Annotated in this window: 21 protein-coding genes and 1 pseudogene; 6 read left to right on the forward strand and 16 right to left on the reverse strand. The window is 69.7% G+C overall.

What is annotated here, in order from left to right:
• Positions 1-2 precede the first annotated feature (2 nt).
• The 6 genes from ABR571_RS18245 to ABR571_RS18270 all read right to left on the reverse strand — a co-directional run bounded on the left by ABR571_RS18245 (position 3) and on the right by ABR571_RS18270 (position 7,851).
• Entirely contained in the window at positions 3-179 is a 177-nt protein-coding gene (locus ABR571_RS18245; protein ID WP_409454634.1) for a DUF6104 family protein, read from the reverse strand.
• Positions 180-182: 3 nt separating this feature from the next.
• On the reverse strand, positions 183-1,178 hold the full coding sequence (locus ABR571_RS18250) for a Gfo/Idh/MocA family protein (protein WP_409454635.1): 996 nt from the start codon (positions 1,176-1,178) through the stop codon (positions 183-185).
• A gap of 78 nt (positions 1,179-1,256) precedes the next feature.
• The gene (locus tag ABR571_RS18255) at positions 1,257-5,126 is read right to left on the reverse strand and encodes a multifunctional oxoglutarate decarboxylase/oxoglutarate dehydrogenase thiamine pyrophosphate-binding subunit/dihydrolipoyllysine-residue succinyltransferase subunit (protein ID WP_409454636.1); all 3,870 of its coding nucleotides are present in this window, start codon (positions 5,124-5,126) and stop codon (positions 1,257-1,259) included.
• A 54-nt stretch (positions 5,127-5,180) separates the two neighbouring features.
• Positions 5,181-5,942, reverse strand: a complete 762-nt coding sequence (locus ABR571_RS18260) for an ABC transporter permease (RefSeq protein WP_409454637.1) — start codon at positions 5,940-5,942, stop codon at positions 5,181-5,183.
• Complete coding sequence (locus ABR571_RS18265; protein ID WP_409454638.1) at positions 5,939-6,862, reverse strand: ABC transporter ATP-binding protein; 924 nt, start codon at positions 6,860-6,862, stop codon at positions 5,939-5,941. The genes ABR571_RS18260 and ABR571_RS18265 overlap by 4 nt, the downstream gene beginning before the upstream one ends.
• Positions 6,859-7,851 carry an LLM class F420-dependent oxidoreductase gene (locus ABR571_RS18270; RefSeq protein WP_409454639.1) on the reverse strand — a complete coding sequence of 331 codons (993 nt, stop codon included), beginning with the start codon at positions 7,849-7,851 and terminating at the stop codon, positions 6,859-6,861. The genes ABR571_RS18265 and ABR571_RS18270 overlap by 4 nt, the downstream gene beginning before the upstream one ends.
• A 291-nt stretch (positions 7,852-8,142) precedes the next feature.
• On the opposite strand from ABR571_RS18270, the gene ABR571_RS18275 reads away from it, so the two are divergent.
• The gene (locus ABR571_RS18275) at positions 8,143-9,006 is read left to right on the forward strand and encodes a metal-dependent hydrolase (protein ID WP_409454640.1); all 864 of its coding nucleotides are present in this window, start codon (positions 8,143-8,145) and stop codon (positions 9,004-9,006) included.
• Positions 9,007-9,366: 360 nt separating this feature from the next.
• On the opposite strand, the gene ABR571_RS18280 is transcribed toward ABR571_RS18275, so the two are convergent.
• The 3 genes from ABR571_RS18280 to ABR571_RS18290 all read right to left on the reverse strand — a co-directional run bounded on the left by ABR571_RS18280 (position 9,367) and on the right by ABR571_RS18290 (position 11,066).
• Positions 9,367-9,591, reverse strand: coding sequence for a hypothetical protein (locus tag ABR571_RS18280; RefSeq protein WP_409454641.1), 225 nt, complete (start codon positions 9,589-9,591; stop codon positions 9,367-9,369).
• A 35-nt stretch (positions 9,592-9,626) separates the two neighbouring features.
• Positions 9,627-10,397, reverse strand: a complete 771-nt coding sequence (locus tag ABR571_RS18285; protein WP_409454642.1) for a methyltransferase domain-containing protein — start codon at positions 10,395-10,397, stop codon at positions 9,627-9,629.
• 66 nt (positions 10,398-10,463) lie between these two features.
• A complete protein-coding gene (locus ABR571_RS18290; RefSeq protein ID WP_409454643.1) occupies positions 10,464-11,066 on the reverse strand; it encodes a cyanamide hydratase in 603 nt (200 codons plus the stop codon).
• Between the two features lie 85 nt (positions 11,067-11,151).
• Between ABR571_RS18290 and ABR571_RS18295 the strand changes: the two genes are divergently transcribed.
• Both ABR571_RS18295 and ABR571_RS18300 read left to right on the forward strand, forming a co-directional pair.
• Positions 11,152-12,885, forward strand: coding sequence for a gamma-glutamyltransferase family protein (locus ABR571_RS18295; RefSeq protein ID WP_409454676.1), 1,734 nt, complete (start codon positions 11,152-11,154; stop codon positions 12,883-12,885).
• A 51-nt stretch (positions 12,886-12,936) separates the two neighbouring features.
• Complete coding sequence (locus ABR571_RS18300) at positions 12,937-13,542, forward strand: TetR/AcrR family transcriptional regulator (protein WP_409454644.1); 606 nt, start codon at positions 12,937-12,939, stop codon at positions 13,540-13,542.
• Here ABR571_RS18300 and ABR571_RS18305 read toward each other — a convergent pair whose 3' ends face one another.
• The 3 genes from ABR571_RS18305 to ABR571_RS18315 are packed head-to-tail and all read right to left on the reverse strand — an operon-like array spanning position 13,543 to position 17,346.
• The gene (locus tag ABR571_RS18305) at positions 13,543-14,181 is read right to left on the reverse strand and encodes a phosphatase PAP2 family protein (protein ID WP_409454645.1); all 639 of its coding nucleotides are present in this window, start codon (positions 14,179-14,181) and stop codon (positions 13,543-13,545) included.
• Positions 14,182-14,200: 19 nt separating this feature from the next.
• Entirely contained in the window at positions 14,201-16,630 is a 2,430-nt protein-coding gene (locus ABR571_RS18310; RefSeq protein WP_409454646.1) for a glycoside hydrolase family 65 protein, read from the reverse strand.
• On the reverse strand, positions 16,627-17,346 hold the full coding sequence (locus ABR571_RS18315; RefSeq protein WP_409454647.1) for a beta-phosphoglucomutase family hydrolase: 720 nt from the start codon (positions 17,344-17,346) through the stop codon (positions 16,627-16,629). Before ABR571_RS18315 ends, ABR571_RS18310 begins: the two co-directional genes overlap by 4 nt.
• Before the next feature lie 157 nt (positions 17,347-17,503).
• On the opposite strand from ABR571_RS18315, the gene ABR571_RS18320 reads away from it, so the two are divergent.
• Both ABR571_RS18320 and ABR571_RS18325 read left to right on the forward strand, forming a co-directional pair.
• The gene (locus tag ABR571_RS18320; protein ID WP_409454648.1) at positions 17,504-17,893 is read left to right on the forward strand and encodes an STAS domain-containing protein; all 390 of its coding nucleotides are present in this window, start codon (positions 17,504-17,506) and stop codon (positions 17,891-17,893) included.
• A gap of 45 nt (positions 17,894-17,938) precedes the next feature.
• On the forward strand, positions 17,939-18,613 hold the full coding sequence (locus tag ABR571_RS18325) for an HAD family hydrolase (protein ID WP_409454677.1): 675 nt from the start codon (positions 17,939-17,941) through the stop codon (positions 18,611-18,613).
• Here the strand turns inward: ABR571_RS18325 and ABR571_RS18330 are convergent.
• Both ABR571_RS18330 and ABR571_RS18335 read right to left on the reverse strand, forming a co-directional pair.
• On the reverse strand, positions 18,610-18,675 hold the full coding sequence (locus tag ABR571_RS18330) for a hypothetical protein (protein WP_409454678.1): 66 nt from the start codon (positions 18,673-18,675) through the stop codon (positions 18,610-18,612). The genes ABR571_RS18325 and ABR571_RS18330 overlap by 4 nt on opposite strands.
• Before the next feature lie 159 nt (positions 18,676-18,834).
• Positions 18,835-19,122 (reverse strand): annotated as a pseudogene (locus ABR571_RS18335) (DUF3618 domain-containing protein); the annotation flags it as partial.
• Here ABR571_RS18335 and ABR571_RS18340 point away from each other — a divergent pair.
• Positions 19,073-19,402 carry a plasmid stabilization protein gene (locus ABR571_RS18340; protein WP_409454649.1) on the forward strand — a complete coding sequence of 110 codons (330 nt, stop codon included), beginning with the start codon at positions 19,073-19,075 and terminating at the stop codon, positions 19,400-19,402. The pseudogene ABR571_RS18335 and the gene ABR571_RS18340 sit on opposite strands and share 50 nt — an antisense overlap.
• Before the next feature lie 28 nt (positions 19,403-19,430).
• Here the strand turns inward: ABR571_RS18340 and ABR571_RS18345 are convergent, their stop codons facing one another.
• Both ABR571_RS18345 and ABR571_RS18350 read right to left on the reverse strand, forming a co-directional pair.
• Positions 19,431-20,102 carry a UdgX family uracil-DNA binding protein gene (locus tag ABR571_RS18345; RefSeq protein WP_409454650.1) on the reverse strand — a complete coding sequence of 224 codons (672 nt, stop codon included), beginning with the start codon at positions 20,100-20,102 and terminating at the stop codon, positions 19,431-19,433.
• A gap of 3 nt (positions 20,103-20,105) precedes the next feature.
• Positions 20,106-20,408 (reverse strand): hypothetical protein, encoded by a 303-nt coding sequence (locus ABR571_RS18350; RefSeq protein ID WP_409454651.1) that lies wholly within the window; start codon positions 20,406-20,408, stop codon positions 20,106-20,108.
• Positions 20,409-20,484 lie beyond the last annotated feature (76 nt).

Below are 20,484 nucleotides of genomic sequence, written 5' to 3' on the forward strand. Positions count from 1 at the left end.
CTCTACTCCTCGTCCTCATCGCTCCTGGCGAGATAGGTGGCGAAGCGGTCGATGGCGGTTTCGAACTCCGGGTTGGCGTCGACGAAGGCCTGCAGATGATCGGCCAGCCACTCGACGCTGACCTGTTCCTCGCCGCGGCGGGCGACCAGCTCTTCGATTCCGCGGTCGGTGAAATACACGGCTCAGTCCTCTCTGTCGGCTGAGTACCGGACGCCGAGCTGGCGACGCGTCTCGTCCAGCACCTCGAGGATGGCCACGGTCTGGTCGAGGGGCACCAGCGGGCTCTCCAGTTCGCCGGCGGCCAGGCAGCGCTGTACCTCGAGCACCTCGTAGCCGTAGCCGCTGCCCGGCGCCGGCTCACCCTCGACGATCTCTTCGCCCGACCGGTCGGACACCACCAGTCGCTCGGGCCGGTGGATGCGCGGCTCGACGCGGATCCACCCGTCCGTCCCGTTGATCAGCGCCGCGAACGGACTGTCGCCGGCGGCGCTGCAGTACAACTGGGCCAGCCGTCCGTCCGAGTAACGCCACTGCATCGCGGTGGTGAGGTCGGAGCCGGTCGGTGAGTACGACGCGACCGCCTGGATCGTGTCCGGACGCCCGAGGAACAACCACGCGACCGTGACCGGGTAGATCCCCAGGTCGAGCAGCGCACCACCGCCGGCGGCCAGGTCGAACAGGCGGTGGGCCGGGTCATAGGGGAAGTGCCGCGACAGGTCGCCGCGGACGCCGACCACGTCACCGATCCGGCCGCTGTTCGCGATTTCGACCGCCTGGCGGATCAGCGGGTTGAGGCGCGTCCACATCGCTTCCATGCAGAACAGGTTCCGCGCGCGGGCCTCGGCGACGACCTCTCGGGCCTGGGCCGCGTTGAGGGTGAACGCCTTCTCGACGAGTAGTGGCTTGCCGGCCCGCAGCGCCATCAGCGCGTGGTCGCGGTGCTGGCCGTGCGTCGTGGCGATGTAGACGACGTCGACGTCGTCGTCGGCCAGCAGCTCGGCGTAGGAGCCGTACGAGCGGGCCACCCCGTGCTCGGCCGCGAACGCCGCCGCCCGGTCGGCATCCCGCGCCCCGACCGCCTGCAGGACGTTGCCCGGCGTGGCAGCGATGTCGGCACCGACCGTGGCCGCGATACCGCCGGCCCCAAGGATCCCCCAGCGGAGCGGCGTGTCAGTCATGCCGCCATCCTTCCCGACCGAGTTGTCCGTGCGTCACCACGGCATGGTGTGGCGAAGCGCGGACAACTTCGGGGGAGATCAGCCGAACGCGGTGGCGACGACCTCTTGCTGCTGGGCCTCGTGCACGGCATGTGACCCGACGGCGGGGGACGCCGACGCCTTGCGCGAGGCCCGCAGCAGCGGTCGTCCCTCGAGGTGCTCGGGCAGGTTCAACGCCATGAAAGGCCAGGCGCCCTGGTTAGCCGGTTCCTCCTGCACCCACACGACCTCAACGCTCGGGTAGCGCGACAGCTCGGCCTGCAGCTCGGCGACCGGCAGCGGATAGAGCTGCTCGACCCGCACGATGGCGAAGTCGGTGCGGCCGTTCCGCTCGCGCTCCGCGACGAGGTCGTAGTAGACCTTGCCGGTGCAGAGCAGCACCCGCTTGACCCCGGCCGGATCGACCGCGGCATCGGGCAGCACCGGCTGGAACGTGCCGCTGGTGAAGTCCTCGACCTCGCTCACGGCAGCTTTGAGCCGCAGCAGCGACTTCGGGGTGAACGCGATCAGGGGGCGGCGCACCGGCGACAGACCCTGCCGACGCAGCAGGTGGAAGTAGTTCGCCGGCGACGAGCACATGGCGATCGTCATGTTGTTCTCCGCGGCGAGCTGCAGGAACCGTTCCGGCCGGCCGGACGAGTGGTCGGGTCCCTGACCCTCGTAGCCGTGCGGCAGCAGCAGCGTCACCGCGGACCGCTGGCCCCACTTGGCCTCGCCCGAGGCGATGAACTCGTCGATGATGATCTGGGCTCCGTCGGCGAAGTCGCCGAACTGGGCCTCCCAGAGCACGAGCGCGTCGTCGCGCACCACCGAGTAGCCGTACTCGAAACCCATCGCCGCGTACTCCGACAACAGCGAGTCGTAGGCGAAGAAGCGGGCCTGCTCGGGCGCGAGATCCTTCAGCGGCGTGTACTCCTCGCCGGTGTTGCGGTCGATCAGGGTTGCGTGCCGCTGGGTGAACGTTCCGCGCCTGGAGTCCTGCCCGGTCAGTCGCACGGCCCGGCCCTCGAGCGCCAGCGAACCGAGGGCGAACAGTTCGGCGGTGGCCCAGTCGACGTTGCCGGCGCTGGCCATCGCGACCCGGCGGTCGATCTGTGGCTTCAACCGCGGGTGGATCGTGAAACCCTCGGGTGGGTTCGCGTACGCCTCGGCGATGCGCTTCACCGTGTCGAGGGGGATCGACGTCGTGACCTGTTGCGACGGCGTCTCGCGCTCGAGGTCGGGCGCATCGGCCGCCTTGCCCGAGGCGTTGCGAGTCTCGACGAACACCTTCTCGAGCTGGGTCTGGAAGTCCTTGAGCGCGGCCTCGGCGTCCTCGAGGGTGATGTCGCCCCGGCCGACCAACGCCTCGGTGTAGAGCTTCCGCACACTGCGCTTGTGGTCGATGATGTCGTACATCAGCGGCTGGGTGAACGACGGGTTGTCGGCCTCGTTGTGCCCGCGCCGGCGGTAGCAGACCATGTCGATGACGACGTCCTTGCGGAACTCGCGGCGGTACTCGACGGCCAGCCGGGCCACGCGCACGCAGGCCTCAGGGTCATCACCGTTCACGTGGAAGATGGGCGCCTGGATCATCCGGGCGACGTCGGTGGCGTAGAGCGACGAGCGCGACGACGACGGCGAGGTCGTGAAGCCGACCTGGTTGTTGACGACGACGTGAACGGTCCCGCCGGTGCGGTAGCCGCGCAGCTGGGAGAGGTTGAGCGTCTCGGCGACCACGCCCTGACCGGCGAACGCGGCGTCGCCGTGCATCATGACCGGCAGCACGCTGTAGCCGTCGTCGCCCTTGTCGAGGAGGTCCTGCTTCGCTCGGACGATGCCCTCGAGCACCGGGTCGACCGCCTCGAGGTGGGACGGGTTGGCGGTCAGCGAGACGGCGATCTGCTTGCCGTTGGCGGAGCGGAAGGTGCCGTCGGCGCCGAGGTGGTACTTCACGTCGCCCGAGCCCTGTGCCGTGCCCGGGTCGATGTTGCCCTCGAACTCATTGAAGATCTTCGAATACGGCTTGCCGACGATGTTGGCCAGGACGTTGAGCCGGCCCCGGTGCGGCATGCCGACGACGACCTCGTCGAGATCCTGGTCGGCCGCCTCGGCGAGTACGGCGTCCAGCAGCGCGATGACGGTCTCGGCACCTTCGAGCGAGAACCGCTTCTGGCCCACGTACTTGGTCTGCAGGAACGTCTCGAACGCCTCGGCGACGTTGAGCCGGCCGAGGATGTGCAGTTGCTGCTCCCGCGTGGGCGCGGCGTGCTTCACCTCCACGCGGCTCTGGATCCACATCCGCTCTTCGGGGTCGCTGATGTGGCGGAACTCCACGCCGACGCGCCGGCAGTAGGCATCGCGCAGGACACCGAGGATGTCGCGCAGCTTCATCATCTTCTCGCCGGCGAACCCGTCGACCGGGAATTCGCGGTCGAGGTCCCACAACGTCAACCCGTACTTGATGATGTCGAGATCCGGGTGCTTGCGCACGGTGTACTCGAGCGGGTCGGTATCGGCCATCAGGTGGCCGCGGGTGCGGTACGCGTTGATCAGCTCGATGACCCGGGCGCTCTTGTCGATCTGGCCCTCGTGGTGGAAATCGCGATCGACGCGCCAGCGCACCGGCTCGTAGGGGATCTTCAGGGCGGCGAAGATCTCGTCGTAGAACTCGTCGGCCAGCAGCAGTTCGTGGATCTCGCGCAGGAACTCGCCGGACTGCGCGCCCTGGATGATCCTGTGGTCGTACGTCGAGGTGAGCGTCATGATCTTGCTGATCGCCCGGTCGACTAGCTGGTCGGGATTCATGCCGCTGAACTCGGCCGGGTACTCCATCGCCCCGACGCCGACGATCGTCCCCTGGCCGGCCATCAGCCGCGGGACGGAGTGGTTGGTGCCTATCGTGCCGGGGTTCGTGAGGCTGATCGTGGTGCCGGCGAAGTCCTCGGTGGTCAGCTTGCCGTTGCGGGCGCGCCGGATGATGTCCTCGTAAGCGTTCCAGAAGGTGGCGAAGTCCATCGTCTCGGCCGCCTTGATCGAGGCGACGACGAGTGACCGCGCACCGTTCTTCCCGGCCAGGTCGATGGCGATGCCGAGGTTGACGTGCTCGGGCGTGATCACGGCCGGCTTGCCGTCGATGTCGCCGAAGGCGTTGTTCATCTCCGGGTGGGCGATCAGCGCGTTCACCACCGCGTAGCCGATGATGTGCGTGAAGCTGACCTTGCCGCCGCGAGCGCGGCGCAGATGATTGTTGATGACCACGCGGTTGTCGAAGATGAGCTTGGCCGGTACGGCCCGCACGCTGGTGGCGGTCGGGACGTGCAGCGACTGCTCCATGTTGCTGACGACGCGGGCGGCGGCGCCGCGCAGCTGCACGGTGGTGGTCTTGATCGCCTCCTCGGCCGGGGGGCCGGACGTCGGTGGCTTGTCGTCCTTGCCGGCCGGCTTGGGCGGCTCAGCGCTCCGGACGGGTACCGGCTTGTTCTCGGCCGCCGGGCTCTCGGCCGGGGCTCCGGCCGCGGGGCGGGCGGCAGGGGTCGGACGGTTCTGCGATGACACCGGCTGGGCGACCGCGGCCTCGGCGGGCGAGCTCGCAGCTTCGGCCTTCGCACCGGCGGCCGGGGCGGCGTCGCTGGTAGGGGCGGTGCCGGAAGCCTTGCTCGGAGTAGAGCCGTTGCCCGCTGCCGCGCCGTTGGGGCGGTAGTCGTCGAAGAAGTCGTGCCAGGCGGCGTCGACGCTGTTCGGATCGGCGAGATAGCGCTCGTACATGTCCTCGACGAGCCACTCGTTGGCGCCGAAGTCGCCGAGGTTTGCCGGGGTTTCGGTACTCGTCGGCTGGTCGGTCGTCGCCACTTTTTCCAGGCCGTCCTCAGGTCGTCTCGGAGCTGTCCGCCACCTGACGAGCCTACGCGTCACGCGATGTCGGGGCATGCCCGACCGCCGGGATGTGCGCCATCAGACGCCCGGAATGAGCCGGGTCGCGGATCAGGTGATATCGCGGTTCATCGTGAAGGCGGCGCCGATCACCGCCGGCACGAACGCCCACAGCAGCAGCACGACAACTCCGCCGCCGGTGGAGAGCAGATGCACTCCGTTGTCGAACTCGCGGTCGCCGTGCGTGTAGAGCATCGCCTGGGTGGCGCCGTTCGGGGTGTAGGGCCACGCCTTCTTGACGACCGGGATCGCCAGCAGAATGTTCTCGAGCACGATCAGGAAGATGATGCCGACGACGACAGCGACGATCTGGTTGCGCAGCAGCGCGCCGATACCCAGGCCGACGATGCCGAACAGGGCCAGGACGCCGAACGTCGCGATGATCGCGTGCTGGACCTCGCCGTTGCCGAAGTGCACGTCGATTCCCTTGGCCGACAGCCAAGGGATGCCGACCACGGCCTCGGCCGCCAGGGCAGCGATCGAGTACAGGACGCCGACGATCGCGTAGGTGATCATCTTGGCCGTGACGATCGTCCAGCGCGACGGCGTCTGCAGCACCGTGGGGGTGATCGTCTCGTAACGGAACTCGGTGGTCACCCCGAGAACGCCCAGGACGAACAGGATGATGTATCCCGGGGCCGCCGCGAACGCGGCGAACAGATCCGGAACCGACTGCTGGCTGCGGATGCCGTCGTGCGGGGCGATCTGTGCGACCGCGAGCAATGCGCCCACGGCAACGGTGGACAACAGCAGCCAGAACCACACCTGGGTGGTGCGCAGCTTCAGGAACTCGCCGCGGATCAGCCGGATCATGCGGGCACTCCCTGCGGGTTGGGCGTTTGCTCGCTGGTGAGGGCGAAGAAGAGTTCCTCCAGATCGAAGCGCTGGCTGCTCAGCTCGTGCAGCTCCACACCGGCGGTGAAGGCAAGGTTGCCGACCTGGGGCGCCGACAGCCCACGGATCCGTAGGCCAGTGGCGTCGAGCGGCTCTACCTGGATCGCCTGGCCGGTCAGTGCGGTGTGTAGGGCGGCGAGATTGGGGGAGCGCACGATCACGGAATCCGATCCGGCCGTCAGCTCGTCGATCGAACCGGACTGGACGAGCCGTCCGTGGTTCAGGATCACCACGCGGTCGGCGATCTCCTGCACCTCGTTGAGCTGGTGGCTTGAGACGAGCACCGTCCGTCCCTGGTCGGCCAGATGGCGCAACAGACCGCGCAGCCAACGGATCCCGTCCGGGTCGAGGCCATTGGCCGGCTCGTCCAGCACCAGGACGCGCGGGTCACCGAGCAGTGCGGCGGCCAGCGCAAGGCGCTGGCGCATGCCCAACGAGTACCCGCGCACCTTGCGCTTGGCCGAGTCGCGCAGGCCGACGAGGTCGAGCACCTCATCGGCCCGCGCGACCGGGATGCCGCCGACCGTGCAGAGGATTCGCAGGTGGTTGCGGGCGGTGCGGGCCGGATGGAAGCTCGACGACTCCAACGCCGCCCCGACAGCGGCGGTGGGATTGGGCAGGTGCCGGTACACCTGGCCGCCGATCGTGGCCCGTCCGTTGGTGGGCCGTACGAGCCCGAGCACCATCCGCAGCGTCGTGGTCTTGCCGGCCCCGTTGGGTCCCAGGAAGCCGGTCACGGATCCCGGCTCGACGGTGAAGCTGAGCCGGTCGACGGCTCGCACGTTGCCGCGAAACACCTTCGTCAGGTCATCGACGACGATCCGCCCGTCGTCGCTCATCGGGCGAATGCCGGGATGACGCTGTCGGCGAACAGCCGCATGCTCTGCGGATCCAGCGCCGCGTCGACGAAGTATCCGATCATGTAGGCCAGCCCGGCCCGCTCGACCTCTTTGAGCCGTTCGACGATCTGTTCCGGAGTGCCGACCAGCGGGCCGGTCCGGAAGAGGCGATCGGTCCGGGCGACCTCGTCGGCTTGATCGACGTAGCGGCCGTAGTGCGCGTGGATCCAGTCGAGCTTGTCCTGCACGTCCTGCTCGCTCTCGCCGATGACGACGTTGTAGTTGGCCGACCGGGTGATCTCGGTGAAGTCTCGGCCCAGCTCGCGGCAGTGGTGCTCGAGGACGTCGGACTTGCGCTTGAACGTCTCGGGCGTCCCGTCGAAGTTCGTGTACTGCGCGTACTGCGCGGCGATCCGCAGTGTCTTCTTCTCGCCGCCGCCGGCGATCCACAGCGGGATCCCGTTGGGTTGCAACGGCAGCGGACGGCTGATCGCGCCGGCAACCTGGTAGTGCGTGCCGTCCAATGTGGCGGTGCCCTCGGTCCAGAGCTGGCGCATGATCTGCACGCCCTCGTCCAGCATGCCGAGCCGCGCGCCGGCCGATGGAAAGTCGTAGCCGTAGGCGTTCCACTCGTGCTCGTACCAGCCGCCGCCGATGCCCATCTCGACCCGGCCTCCGGAAATCACGTCGCAGGTCGCGGCGACCTTCGCCAGGTAGGCGGGATTGCGGTAGCCCATGCAGGTGCACATCTGCCCGAGGCGCACCCGTTCGGTGGTGGCGGCGAGTGCGGCCATCAACGACCAGGCCTCGTGGGTCGCGTCATCGGTCGGCACCGGAACGGTGTGGAAGTGGTCGTAGACCCAGATCGATTCCCACGGCCCGGCTTCGGCCTGCTTGGCCACGCCGAGCATCGACTGCCAGTGCCGCTCGGGCGGTAGACCAGCGAGATCGAGACGCCAGCCCTGGGGGATGAAGACTCCAAATTCCATGCGATCACTCTAGGGGCGTCGAAGGTCGCAGGAGCCTCGAACAGTCACTAGCGAAGGCCGATGGTCTGAGCGCCAGGCCCGGGCAAGGTCGAAAGGGCCTGACACAGAAAACATCCGTGCACGCGCTGGAGCGACCTGCGCGCTTGCTGACATCATTCCCCGCCCACTCAGGCTCGTGGACGCGCAGACCGATCGGCAGTTGTGGCGCTTCGAGGCTCTTGACAGGTCCCGCCAGGCGGCCCAGCCTGGGTGTACAGACGTGCACTGACTTTGCCTGATCGGAGTGGACCGATGGCTCGTGCCGCAGAGCAGATCGTCCCGAAGCGCGACCTGCACGCGCGGCGGATCAAGTTCCACTACTCGCCGCCGGCGAGGGACCGCCACTACGTGCAGGGCGACCTGGTGATGAGCCACGTCGTGTCGATGCTGTCGGCGATGTTTCCCGAGGGCGAGGACTTCTTCGTCCGGTCCGTTCGGGCCCACGCCCACCAGATTGCCGATCCGGAGCTCGCCCGGCAGGTGCGCGGCTTCGTCGGCCAGGAGGTGACGCACGGTCGGGAGCACCGCTCCATAAACGAGACGCTGGCCGAGATGGGGTTCCGGACTCGCGGCATGGACCGCTACATCCACCACAGCCTCGCGCTGATCGAACGGATCTGGTCGCCGCGGGTCTGTTTGGCGATCACCGCGGCCCTCGAGCATTACACCGCCACGCTGGCCGAGACGCTGTTGTCGGATCCCGCGGCGCAGGAACTGTTGGGCGACAACGAGGTTCGCTCACTGCTGCTATGGCACGCGTTGGAGGAGTCGGAGCACAAGGCGGTCGCGTTCGACGTGTATCAGCAGGTCTACGGCGACGAGACGATCCGGATCCGCTCGATGCAGCTCATCTCGATCGGGTTCTGGGTCTCCCTGATCGCCTGGACGGCGTACTCCCTCGCATGGGACCGCGCCACCTACCATCCCACGCGCCTCGTCCGGAGCTTGGCCAGGCTGCGTCACTCCCCGTTCTTGAAGCGCGCGGTGTTGCGGCGGCTGCGGCGCTATGACCAGCGCGGCTTTCACCCAGACGACTTCGACGCCGCCGAGCTGCTCGCGCGGTGGCGCACAGAGCTGTTCGGTGAGGACGGCATGCTGCGCGACCACCTCAGGTAGATGATCATGCTGGTCACCCGCGGGTCGCGTTTCGGGGCAACCTAGGTCAGCCGCGGAACCGCCGCGTGTTCCGACCCGGCAGATGCGGGCGAAGTAGGCCCGGACCTTCGGACGCAGCACGGAAAAGACGAGCGCGGCGCGGACCAGCGCCTGCAGGAGCGCCTCGACCCGCATCCACGCCGGGTACGGCGTGGCCTGGATCAGCAGTAGTCCGATGTTGCCGATCACCCGGCCGATCACCGCGCCGATGTAGCCGTCGCGCAGCGCGGCCCGCTGGCGGTGATGTGGCACGGTCGAGCTGGTAGTTGACGATGCTGTGCCGCGCCAGGACGGTGACCACAGTCAGCACGAGGGACAGCGTCAGGTTGGCGACGAGGAGGCCGACGAGCGGCGCAGCTCGCGAGGCGGCGGGGGAGCCGGCTCCTGCGGGGCGCCCCACGCCGGCTGTCCGAGCGTCGGGTAGGACGGATACCCCGACTGCGGATAGCCGGCCGCGGGATAACCCGGCGGTGGCGGCGGATACGACGACGGCGGCGAAGTGCCGTAGGGCTGGGATCCGCAGGGCGGCGGGGGCGGAGCGGTCACGGCCGACAGCCTGCCCGCTGGGAGGGCCGGCGTGCTCAGCGCCGGCGGCCCACCAGATGGAACACCCGGCTGAGCTGCCGGTACGGGTCCCGCAGACTCGCCTGCAGTTCGACCTCGGCCACGGCGGCGACGTCGGTGGACTCGACCTCCAGGTCCATCCAGTCGGCGAACAACCAGACGCCGTACCAGCTGTCCGGCTCGACGCCGGCGGCCCGCAGCAGATCCGAGAGCCCGTCGACGGTGTCGCCCCGCGTGTCGGTGCCGAGCACGCCCACCTCTGAACCGGCATCGAAGGCGGCCAGCGCATCGGCCCAGCGCTGTTCGAGCGCCGGCCGGACCGCCAGCGTCTGCGCGTTCAGCGCCATGATCGACACGACGCCCTGAGGCGCGAGGCAACGGCACAACGCGCTCACCAACGGTGCGGGGTCGTCGACATACATAAGCACGCCGTGGCAGAGCACGGCGGCGAACTGCTCGCCCTTCGTAGCGACGTCGGCCCGCTCACCCGGCGCTTCGATCAGCCGGACGCGCCCGCGGACCTCGTCGGGCTCGGCCGACAAGCGCTCGCGCGCCTTGGCCAGCATCGCGCTCGACGGGTCGAGCACCGTCACGTCGTAACCGAGCCGCGCCAACGGCAGCGACTGGTGCGCGGCGCCGCCGCCGACGTCGAGGACCGTTGCCGGTGGGGGAGGCAGATGCCGCAGCAACTGCTGGTGCAGGACGTAGGTGCGTACCCGTCCCTTCACCGAGGCATACGCGCCGTCGACGAACGGATCGGCCAGTTCGGCCCACGCGTCTTCGGGCACGGAGTCATCCTTGCAGTCGGCGATGCCGACCCGACCCCTGCGTGACGACGATCTCGCCGCGTCGCGTCAGGGCGCGAGGCGATCGAGCGGGTTGACGGTGATCCGGTCGGGCAGGCCGCCGCGCATCGCCTCGGCCGCCGAGCTGCCCGGCTTGCGCTCGGCCTGGTCGCGGAAGCAGGCGAGGAACCGGTCGACCAGATCCAGCCGCGGGTAAGCGGCGACGATCTCGCGCAACAGTTCGGGCGGCCACCCGTCGGGGCCGCGCCCGGAGATGTCCAGGCCGGTGGCGATGTCGAGCAGGTGACCCTCAGGGTCGGTCGCCGGGTCGGCGCCGACCATGTGCGCGACGACCACCCCCGCCGCCCGGCGCCGGCGCTCCGCCGGCCAGCCGGCGCCGGCGGCGAACACCCAGGCCACGTGGCCTCCGGCCTGCTCGAACGCGATCGTGTGGCTGTCGAACGCCGGCTCGAGGCCGATGTCGTGCAGCATCGCTGAGACGTACAGCAGCTCGAAGTCCACCGGGAGGCCGTCCAGCTGGGCGCGGGCCGCAGCGAACAGGTAGGCGCGGATGCAGTGGTTCACCAGCGCCGGGGCCGAGTATTGCGCCACCACCTCGGCCGCGGCTTCCGCGGCGGCGGTGGACGGGACGGGGATGTCGGCCAGGTGCATCGGGTCAGTATCCCGACCGCAGCCGCGCCAGGGGTATTGATAAACCGTGACGCAGACGCGACCCGAACTGACGGGTGACTTCGGCATGGTGGCCTCCACGCACTGGCTGGCGTCCGCGGTGGGCCTGTCGATGCTCGAGCGCGGCGGCAACGCCTTCGACGCGGCGGTCGCGGCCGGCTTCACCCTGCAGGTCGTCGAGCCGCACCTCAACGGCCCAGGTGGCGAGGTGCCGATGCTCATCCGCGTCGCGCCCGGCGACGAGATCACCGTCGTAGCCGGCCAGGGCGCCGCACCGGCGGCCGCGACGGCCGAGCACTTCGCCGGTCTCGGCCTCGACCTGGTTCCCGGTACCGGACATCTCGCCGCCTGCGTCCCGGGGGCGTTCGACGCCTGGCTCACCGTTCTCCATCGGTTCGGCACGATGTCGTTGCCCGACGTGCTCGCCCCCGCGATCGGGTATGCCCGCCAGGGTTACCCGGTGCTCCCGTCGATCAGCCGCACGATCGGCGCGGTCGAGCAGCTGTTCACCGAACACTGGCCGACCTCGGCCGCGGTTTATCTGAGCGACGGAGCGGTGCCCGCTCCCGGATCGCGCTTGCGCAATCCGCAGCTCGCCGACACATACGCGCGCATCGTCGTCGCGGCGGAGGGCCGGTCGCGCGACGCCGGCATCGACGCCGCTCGGGCCGCCTTCTACCGGGGCTTCGTCGCCGAGGCGATTGATTCCTTCGTGCGGACCCCGGCGATGGACACGACGGGGACGCCGCACGCCGGCGTGCTGACGGCGGCAGATCTCGCGGCGTGGCAGACACCGCTCGAGCCGCCGGCGACGTTCGACTTCGGTGCCTATCGGCTCGCCAAGACCGGGCCGTGGGGGCAGGGGCCGGTGCTCCTGCAGCAGCTCGCCCTCCTGGCCGGGTTCGACCTCGCCGACACGGGGCCGGCCGACCCCGCCCTCGTTCACACGGTGATCGAGTGCGCGAAGCTCGCGTTCGCCGATCGCGAGGCGTTCTACGGCGACGTCGCCGATGTGCCGCTCGATGCCCTTCTGTCGGGGGCCTACAACGACGAACGTCGTCGCCTCGTCACCGGCGACGCGAGCTCGGAGCTGCGGCCCGGGTCACCGGACGGCCGCACCGCGAGATTGCCGGCGCCGGTGACGGGCGAGGACGCCGCAGGCGTAGGGGAGCCGACGCGCGGCATCGAGCCGCAGGTCGACTCACGCGGCCTTACCCGCGGCGACACCTGCCACATCGACGTGATCGACCGGTTCGGAAACATGGTCTCGGCCACGCCCAGTGGCGGCTGGTTGCAGAGTTCGCCGGTGATTCCGGAACTCGGCTTCGGGCTGGGCACACGGGCCCAGATGTTCTGGCTGGAGTCCGGGCTGCCCAACTCGCTGGCCCCGGGCAAGCGCCCGCGCACGACGCTCTCTCCCTCGCTCGCGCTGCGCGACGGCGAGCCGTACATGGCCTTCGGAACTCCTGGGGGCGATCAACAGGATCAGTGGCAGGTCCCGTTCTTCCTGTTCCACACCGTTTTCGGCATGAATCTGCAACAGGCCATCGACGCGCCGACGTGGCACAGCACCCACCCCCCGTCGTCTTTCTACCCGCGGGCATCCATGCCGCGCGGGATGGAGGCGGAGGCCCGGCTGGGTGCCGCGACGATCGGTGAGCTGCGCCGCCGCGGCCACGACGTCACCGAAGTGGACGGCTGGTCGCTGGGTCGGTTGTCGGCGGTGACCCGCTCGCCGGACGGTTTCCTGCGGGCCGCCGCCAACGCCCGTGGCGCCCAGGGATACGCCGTCGGCAGATGACGTCGGCGTTTTCGGCAGGAAGGTACGGCCGGCAGGTGACACCATGGCCCGATGATCGCGAACGGGGGCGGGCGAGTGGATCGATTGAGCGCGGAGGATTACTTCCGCGAGGCCTTGGCCGTGCTCAGTGAGTACGGCAGCGAGGCGATGACGATCGCAGTGCTCTGTGAACGCCTCGAGGTCACCAAGGGATCGTTCTACCACCACTTCGGCGGCATGCCGGCCTTCACCAGCCAGTTGCTCGCGTACTGGGAATCCGAGCACAGCGAACGGCTCATCGCGATCTCCAAAGCTCAGCCCGACCCGACCTTGCGCATCACCACCTTGACCGAGCTCGGCGTCGGCCTCCCCCACGGTTCGGAGGCGGCCATTCGCGCGTGGGGGCGCAGCAACCCGGAGGTCGCCGAGGTGACCGCCCGTGTTGACAGGCGCCGCGAACGCCACGTGGTCGACGCCTGCGCCGCACTGGGCATCGACCGCCCACGGGCCCGACTGCTCGGCCGGATCGCGCTCAACCTGCTGGTGGGGACCCAGCAGCGCGAGCACCCCGTCGACCTCCGCCGCCTTCGTCAGATGTTCGAGGAGGTCAACAGGCTGGTCTTCCTCGAAGCCGACCCCGATCTCGTGGCTCGACTGATGGAGCTCACCGGAGCCTGATCAGGCGGCGCCATCGGTTGTCCGCCCGTTGAAGAACCAGTCGACGGCGAGCAGCCACGCGGTGCCGAGCAGCCACCCGCCGAGCACGTCGCTCAAGTAGTGGACGCCGAGCGCCATCCGGCTGAAGCCCACCGCCGCCACCGCAAGGACCGCGACAGCGACCGTTTCGCGCCGCCGGCGCCCGGCCATGATCACCGCCACCCCGAACACAGTCAGCGACGTCATGGCGTGCCCGCTCGGAAAGGACCCTCCGGCCGCGTGCGCCACGGGGTCGGAGAACACCGGCCGGGCCCGGCCGACGATCACTTTGGTCACCAACTCGAGCGTTGCCGCACCGACGACCGCGACGGCGACGAAGACGGCCGTACGGCGCCGGCCCCGAAGCCACAGCACGATGACGGCGACGAGGGCGACCACGCGCAGGACCGTCGGGCTGAGGCCGTCGCTGACCCAGCGCCACCACCGCGTCTGGTTGGGATCGTCGATCGCCGTCCGGTGCAGCGAACGCGCCGTACGCAGGTCGAGGCGATGCACCGGACCCCACCGCAACTCGACCACCGCGAGCAGCACCGCGAACGCGAGCAGCAGTACCGCCGGCAGCGCAGCGCGCCACGTCGACAACCGAGCCACCCACGTCATCGGCCGTTGTCCATGACCGCTATCGCCGCTTGGTCGAGCGGCCCTTCCCGCCGCCCCCGCTTCCGGTGTCCCGCGCGCTGCTCGGCTGATCGAACGCCAACGACCGGGGCTCGCGGCCCGGCGGCGGCGAGGGCGTCGGGGTCAGCGGCCGCACCGGGCGCCACGTGCGGGTGACCGGCTTGCCCGGCTTCACGGTGATCTCGGCCGTGCGCCGGCCGGAGCAGTGGGTGAGGTCGACCGCCTCGTCGCCATCGACGGAGTACTCGACGCGATCGGGAGTGATGTCGACGTGCAACCGCTGGCCCCGGGGCCGCACGGAGAAGTGCAGCCGCTGCCAGCCCGGCGGCAACTGCGGCCGGAACAGCAGGTGCTCGCCGCTGTCGCGCATGCCGCCGAAGCCGGCGACCAGGGCCAGCCAACCGCCGGCCAGCGACGCGATGTGCAGGCCGTCCTTCGCGTTGTGTTCGAGGTCGCGCAGGTCCATCAGGGCCGCTTCGGCGAGGTAGTCGGCAGCCAGGTCGAGGTGCCCGACCTCGGCGGCCAGCACCGCCTGCGTGCAGGCCGAGAGCGAGGAGTCCCGCACGGTCAGGGGCTCGTAATAGGCGAACGCCCGAGCCTTCTCCTCCGCCGTGAACGCCTCCCCGGCCCAGTGCAGGGCGAGGACCAGGTCGGCCTGCTTGATCACTTGGCGTGGATACAGCTCGAAGTACGGCGCGTGCAGGAGGAGCGGGTACTCCTCCTCGCGGGCCGACCGCTCGAAGTCCCATTTCTCGTGCGAGGTGAAGCCGCGCGACTGTTCGTGCACGCGCAACGTCACGTTGTAGGGCACGGCCATCGTTTCGGCGGCCCGCAACCATGCCTTCGGCTCGTCGCGGGAGACCTCGTACTCGCCGGGCCAGCGGCGCACCGCGTCGGCGGCGGCGCGAAGGTTCTGTGCCGCCATCAGGTTGGTGTAGGTGTTGTCGTCGGCCAGGGCGGTGTACTCGTCCGGACCGGTCACCCCGTCGATGTGGAAGCAACCGTCATCGCCGTCGTAGCCCAGGGACATCCACAGCCGGGCCGTCTCGACGAAGATCGGTAGCGCGCAGTGGCGTCCGAAGTCCTCGTCGCCGGTCCACCACAGGTGCCGGGCTGCCGCGACCGCGATGTCGGCGTTGACGTGGACGGCCGCGGTCCCGGCCGGCCAGTACGCCGAGCACTCGTGTCCGCGGATGGTCCGCCACGGGAAGGCGGCGCCGTCGAGGCGCAAGGTGCCGGCCCGTTCGAGGGCGAGGTCGAGGGTGGTGGCCCGCCACCGCAATGCGTCGGCCGCGGCGTCCGGCGCCGTCGCGCTCAAGAGGGGCAGGACGAACGACTCGGTGTCCCAGAACGCGTGCCCGTCGTAGCCGGTGCCGGTAAGCCCCTTCGCGGCGATCGCCCGCTGCTCGGCCCGCGCACCCGCCTGGTAGGCGTGGAAGATGCCGAATCGGACGGCCTGCTGGATCTCCGGCGGCCCGTCGAGCTCGACGTCGGCGCCGGCCCAGAAATCGGTGAACGCGTTTTCCTGCTCGGCGACCACGGCCTCCCAACCGGCCTCGCGGGCGTTGAGCAGCCCGGCCGCCACCTGGTCGCGCAGCGCCGACACCGAGCGTTGGCTCGACCATCCGTACGCGACGAACTTCGTCAGGTTCAAGGCCTCCCCGGGCGAGAGCGCCGTCGAGAGCGTGAGCCGGGCCCAGTCGGGATGGGCCGTGACCTCGGTGACCAGGTCGGCCGCCGTGGCGTCCACGACGTGGTCCATCATCGCCGCCATCAGCAGCTTGCTGGCGCGGGTGCGGTGGACCAGCAGGGCCCGCAGGCCCTCGCAACCGTGTTCGACGGCTTCGAGCGGGTTCTCGATCACGGCTGTGACGCGGGGGTCCCCGGACTGCGGTGGGGTGTGTTCGTTGGCGACGAGTTCAGACTGGGCGACGACCCGTACCCGGGCGTCGACCGGCTCGACGCAGTAGTCGATCGCCACGATCGAGCGCCGGGTCAGCGAGACCAGCCGGGTGCTGCGCACGCGCACCCGCGCACCGGCGGGCGAGCGCCAGACCAGCTCGCGCTCGAGCAGGCCACGCCGCAGATCGAGCACCCGTTCGTGCGACTCGACGGTGCCGTAGCGCAGGTCCAGCGGCTCGTCGTCGACGAGGAGCCGGATCAGCTTGCCGTTGGTGACGTTGACGACCGTCTGGCCTGACTCGGGGTAGCCGTAACCGGCCTCGGCGTAGGGCAGCGGCCGGGTCTCGTAGAACGAGTTGAGGTAGGTGCCCGGGAGGCCGTTCGGGTCGCCCTCGTCGAGGTTGCCGCGGATGCCGATGTGCCCGTTCGACAGGGCGAACAAGGACTCGGACTGGGCCAGTGACGCGTGGTCGAGCCCCACCTCGCGGACCGACCACGGCTCGACCGGAAACCGCTCGTCCGTCCTCATAGCAACTCAGAAAGGTCGCGGACGACGACGTCGGCGCCGTGCGCGTGCAGCGCCTCGCCGTGCGCGTCGTCGAGCCGGTTGACGCCGACGACGAAGCCGAAGTTGCCGCGGCGCCCGGCCTCGACCCCGGCGGTGGCGTCCTCGAACACCGCTGCCCGGCCCGGGTCGACGCCGACGCGTTGCGCTCCGGCGAGGAAGGAGTCCGGGGCCGGCTTCCCGGCCATCCCGGTGCTTTTGATCGTCACCCCGTCCACGCGGTCCTCGACGTAGGCGTCCAGCCCGGTCACGGCCAGGACGTCGGCGGTGTTGGCACTGGACGAGACCACCACCCGACGCAATCCCGCCTCCGTCGCCGCTTTGAGATACGCCAGGGAACCGGGGAACACCCTCACCCCGTCGGTCTTGATCCGCTGCAGCACGTCGCGATTCTTGCGCTCGGCGACCGCGTGGATCGTGTCGTTGCCGGGCTCGTCGTCGTCGGTGCCCTCGGGCAGGTCGATGCCGCGCGAGGCGAGGAAGTCCCGCACGCCGTCTAGACGGGGCTTGCCGTCCACGTATTCGTCGTAGTCGGCCTGGCTGAACTCCGGTTGCCCGTGCGCTTGCAGCACCGGGTCGAAGGTGCCGGCCCACGCGACCTTGTGCACCGCTGCGGTGTCGGTCAGCACTCCGTCGAGGTCGAACAGGCAGGCGTGGATCATGTCCGGCAGTCCCAGCATCCGCTCATCGTTCCCTACAGGCCGTGGGCTATATCGACCTGATATCGAACCCATGGCGTCGGAGGGTCTTTTTGGGGGTATGGTCGGTTGCAGTGCCGGCCCGATGGGCTCGGCGGTCGCCTCGAATCCGCAGGCGGGCAATCCAAGGGTCACGGCTATGACCGCTGAATCCACCGTCGTCTTCGCTGATCGAGTTGTGAAGATCACCTCTGTCCAGACCACGTCCAGCGACGAATGGCGCGCGGCGGTATCGCTGCGCGGCGAGCTGGACGTCGCCAATGCCCACGAACTGCGTGAGGAGCTGACCCGCCACCTCGACGAGGGCCGCCGCGTCCTCCGGGTCGACGTGCGGCGCGTCGAATTCATGGATTCCACCGCCATCGGCGAGCTGATCACCGCCAGTGAGCGGTGCCGCAGCGAGCACGGGTCCCTGATCCTCACCGGTGTCCACCGCCGCCTGCTGCGGCTGTTGACGATCGCCGGCCTCGACCAGGTGCTGCTCGTGGACACGGCAGCCAACGAAGCCGAGCAGTCGGCGGCGGTCTGACGTAGCGCGTCGGTTTGACCCGCCAACGGGTCGGGGTATCGGAGTCTGGTGACCGACTCTGCGCGCGGCGTCCTGTTCGATGTCGACGGCACGCTCGTCGACACCACCTTCATCCATGCTGTGTGCTGGGCCGAGGCGCTGCGCCAGCACGGTCATCACCTACCGATGGCCGATCTCCATCACGCCATCGGGATGTCCAGCGACCAGCTGCTCGGGCACTGCCTGGGTGAGGATCGGGACAAGGACGATGACGAGGCGATCGTCGCCGCCCACAAGACGCTGTCCAAGCAGTGGTGGGGACGGCTTACCCGGTTGCCCGGCGCGCAGGACCTGGTCCGGGCCTGCGCCGAGCGCGGACTCGACGTGGTCCTGGCATCGTCGGCCGCCGAAGAGGAACTGTCCGCGCTGCGGTCGGCCCTGGACGCCGACGACGCCATCACGGCCGCGACCAGCTCGAGCGACGCCGACGAGGGCAAACCGGAGCCGGACATCCTGCAGGCGGCCCTGGACGAGAGCGGTTTGTCCGCCGATCAGGTCGTGTTCGTCGGCGACGCCGTATGGGACGGGCGGGCCGCGGAGCGAGCCGGCATCACCTTCATCGGGGTGACGTGCGGCGGAACGCCGGCCGAGGACCTGCGCGCCGCCGGCGCGGTCGAGGTGTGGGACGACCCGGCCCACCTTTTAAGCAACCTCGACAACAGCGTGATGGGGACCGGCTAACCGGCGTCGGGCGTCGCGCGCGACCGCTTCCGCCTGCGGAGCCGCCGGACGAAGAGGACCACGACGAGGACGCCGCCGACGGTGACGGCGGTGCGCTGCTTGTCCTCGGCTGCCTTGGCCAGCACCGGCTGGGCCGCTTGCTCGGCCTTGCCGATCGCGTTCTGCACCGGCTCGGGCGCGGCCGCGCGCACCTGGTCCACCTTCGCGGCGAGTCGGTCGCCGGCCACCTGGGCCTTCTCCTTCGCCTGCGCCTTCACGTCGAGTTTGGCCGCCAGCGCGTCGGCCGTCTCGGCCAGCTCCGCTCGCGTCGCCTCGATCTCGGCTTTGATCTCGTCCGGGTCGGTCATCGGTTCTCCGCGTGCGTCGGTGTCTTCGGGCTGCCTCAAGGCCTCCCCACCGCGGTTCGGTCGGTAAACCGCTCCGGATGGGTAGAAGTGAGCACGAAGAGAGGAGACCGAGATGCCGCAGAAGGCCTGGAGCAAGAAGCGTGAGCGCCAGTACGAGGACATCAAGGAAAGCCTCGAGAAGCGTGGTCGCAAGGACAGCGAGGCGAAGGAGATCGCCGCGCGGACCGTGAACAAGGAACGAGCGCGGTCCGGCGAGGCGGCGCAGAAGAGCAAGACGTCCACGAATGACGTCTCCTCCTCGCGCCGAGGCGGGCTCCGGTCGCACTCCGGTCCCGGCGGGCGCACCAAGGCGCAGCTCTACGCCGAGGCGCGGAAGAAGAACGTGCGCGGCCGGTCGAGCATGACCAAGGACGAACTGGCCGACGCGGTCGGTCGCCGCTGACCTTTCGAGAATTCGGACGGGCGGAAGCTCAGCGCAGCCCTTCCGCGGCGGCCCGGAGGTCGCGGACCAGCCCGTCGTAGGCCTCGGCGCGGTCCTCGTCGCGCGCTCGCAGCACCGCCGACGGGTGGACGGTCGCCAGCGCCGCCTGGATCGGGGTGGGGTCGCCGGCGAAGTCGCCCTTCTCCGGCGGCCAGGGCAGCATCGTGCCGCGCTGTTGCGTGACCCGGAATGCCGGCCCGAACAGTGAGCCGGCCGCCGTGGCGCCCAGAGCCACCAGGACCGTCGGGCGCACCGCGGCCAGTTCCGCGGCGAGCCACGGCCGACAGGCGGCCGACTGCCCGGCCGACGGCTTCTCGTGGATGCGTCGTTTGCCTCCGCGAGCGCCCTTCCAGCGGAAGTGTTTGACGGCGTTCGTGACGTAGGTGGCGGTCTCGCGGAGCCCCGCGTCGCCGACCGCCCGATCGAGCAGGCGGCCGGCCGGGCCGACGAACGCCTTGCCCTCGGTGTCCTCGACATCGCCGGGTTGCTCGCCGACCAGCATCAGGCGCGCCTCGCCGGGGCCGCGCCCGAATACGGTCTGGGCCGCGTTCTCGTACAAGTCGCAGCCCCGGCAGCGGGCGGCCGCGCTGCGCAGCGCGTCCAGGGACCTGGTGTCGGGAAGGAACTGCTCGGCTCCCGGATGGGACGGTCGGACTGCCACGGGTCAGTGGGCGTGCTCCGCCGGGGACTCGGTTTCGTACCAGGCGGGTGAGGGATAGCCGAACATCCACGGTCGACGCAGCGCTTCGGCGCCGGCGTCGGTCTTGCCCGCCGCGTCGCGCAGGGTCCACGTGCGGACGGTGCGCTTGCCGCAGCGGGCGAACATCACCGCGTGCGGCCCGTCGTGACCGGCGAAGAGCTGGCAACGGGCCTCGGTCGCCGCTTCTCTCGGAAGCGCCGCGGAACACCTGACGTCGATCTCATAAGGTGTCTGCGCTGAACGGGAAGTGCGCGCGATCGTCGTCATCGCCAGTCCGTTCTGCCTCCGCCGCGGTTGTTGCGCAGCAGCCGATCGTGATTCAGATTACTCGTCGCTTGGGTCA

Origin of the sequence: Jatrophihabitans sp. (genome assembly GCF_046262535.1) — a bacterium.
In the GTDB taxonomy this organism is placed as follows: Bacteria; Actinomycetota; Actinomycetes; order Mycobacteriales; family Jatrophihabitantaceae; genus Jatrophihabitans.

Bases quoted from the DNA above. Each gene is read 5' to 3' on its own strand.
- ABR571_RS18315 (WP_409454647.1), bottom strand. From the start codon at position 17,346: ATGCTGGGACTGCCGGACATGATCCACGCCTGCCTGTTCGACCTCGAC.
- ABR571_RS18290 (WP_409454643.1), bottom strand. From the start codon at position 11,066: ATGCACCTGGCCGACATCCCCGTCCCGTCCACCGCCGCCGCGGAAGCC.
- ABR571_RS18270 (WP_409454639.1), bottom strand. From the start codon at position 7,851: ATGGAATTTGGAGTCTTCATCCCCCAGGGCTGGCGTCTCGATCTCGCT.
- ABR571_RS18310 (WP_409454646.1), bottom strand. From the start codon at position 16,630: ATGAGGACGGACGAGCGGTTTCCGGTCGAGCCGTGGTCGGTCCGCGAG.
- ABR571_RS18350 (WP_409454651.1), bottom strand. From the start codon at position 20,408: ATGACGACGATCGCGCGCACTTCCCGTTCAGCGCAGACACCTTATGAG.
- ABR571_RS18305 (WP_409454645.1), bottom strand. From the start codon at position 14,181: ATGACGTGGGTGGCTCGGTTGTCGACGTGGCGCGCTGCGCTGCCGGCG.
- ABR571_RS18320 (WP_409454648.1), top strand. From the start codon at position 17,504: ATGACCGCTGAATCCACCGTCGTCTTCGCTGATCGAGTTGTGAAGATC.
- ABR571_RS18260 (WP_409454637.1), bottom strand. From the start codon at position 5,942: ATGATCCGGCTGATCCGCGGCGAGTTCCTGAAGCTGCGCACCACCCAG.
- ABR571_RS18295 (WP_409454676.1), top strand. From the start codon at position 11,152: ATGGTGGCCTCCACGCACTGGCTGGCGTCCGCGGTGGGCCTGTCGATG.
- ABR571_RS18255 (WP_409454636.1), bottom strand. From the start codon at position 5,126: ATGCCCCGACATCGCGTGACGCGTAGGCTCGTCAGGTGGCGGACAGCT.
- ABR571_RS18300 (WP_409454644.1), top strand. From the start codon at position 12,937: ATGATCGCGAACGGGGGCGGGCGAGTGGATCGATTGAGCGCGGAGGAT.
- ABR571_RS18340 (WP_409454649.1), top strand. From the start codon at position 19,073: ATGCCGCAGAAGGCCTGGAGCAAGAAGCGTGAGCGCCAGTACGAGGAC.
- ABR571_RS18265 (WP_409454638.1), bottom strand. From the start codon at position 6,862: ATGAGCGACGACGGGCGGATCGTCGTCGATGACCTGACGAAGGTGTTT.
- ABR571_RS18250 (WP_409454635.1), bottom strand. From the start codon at position 1,178: ATGACTGACACGCCGCTCCGCTGGGGGATCCTTGGGGCCGGCGGTATC.
- ABR571_RS18275 (WP_409454640.1), top strand. From the start codon at position 8,143: ATGGCTCGTGCCGCAGAGCAGATCGTCCCGAAGCGCGACCTGCACGCG.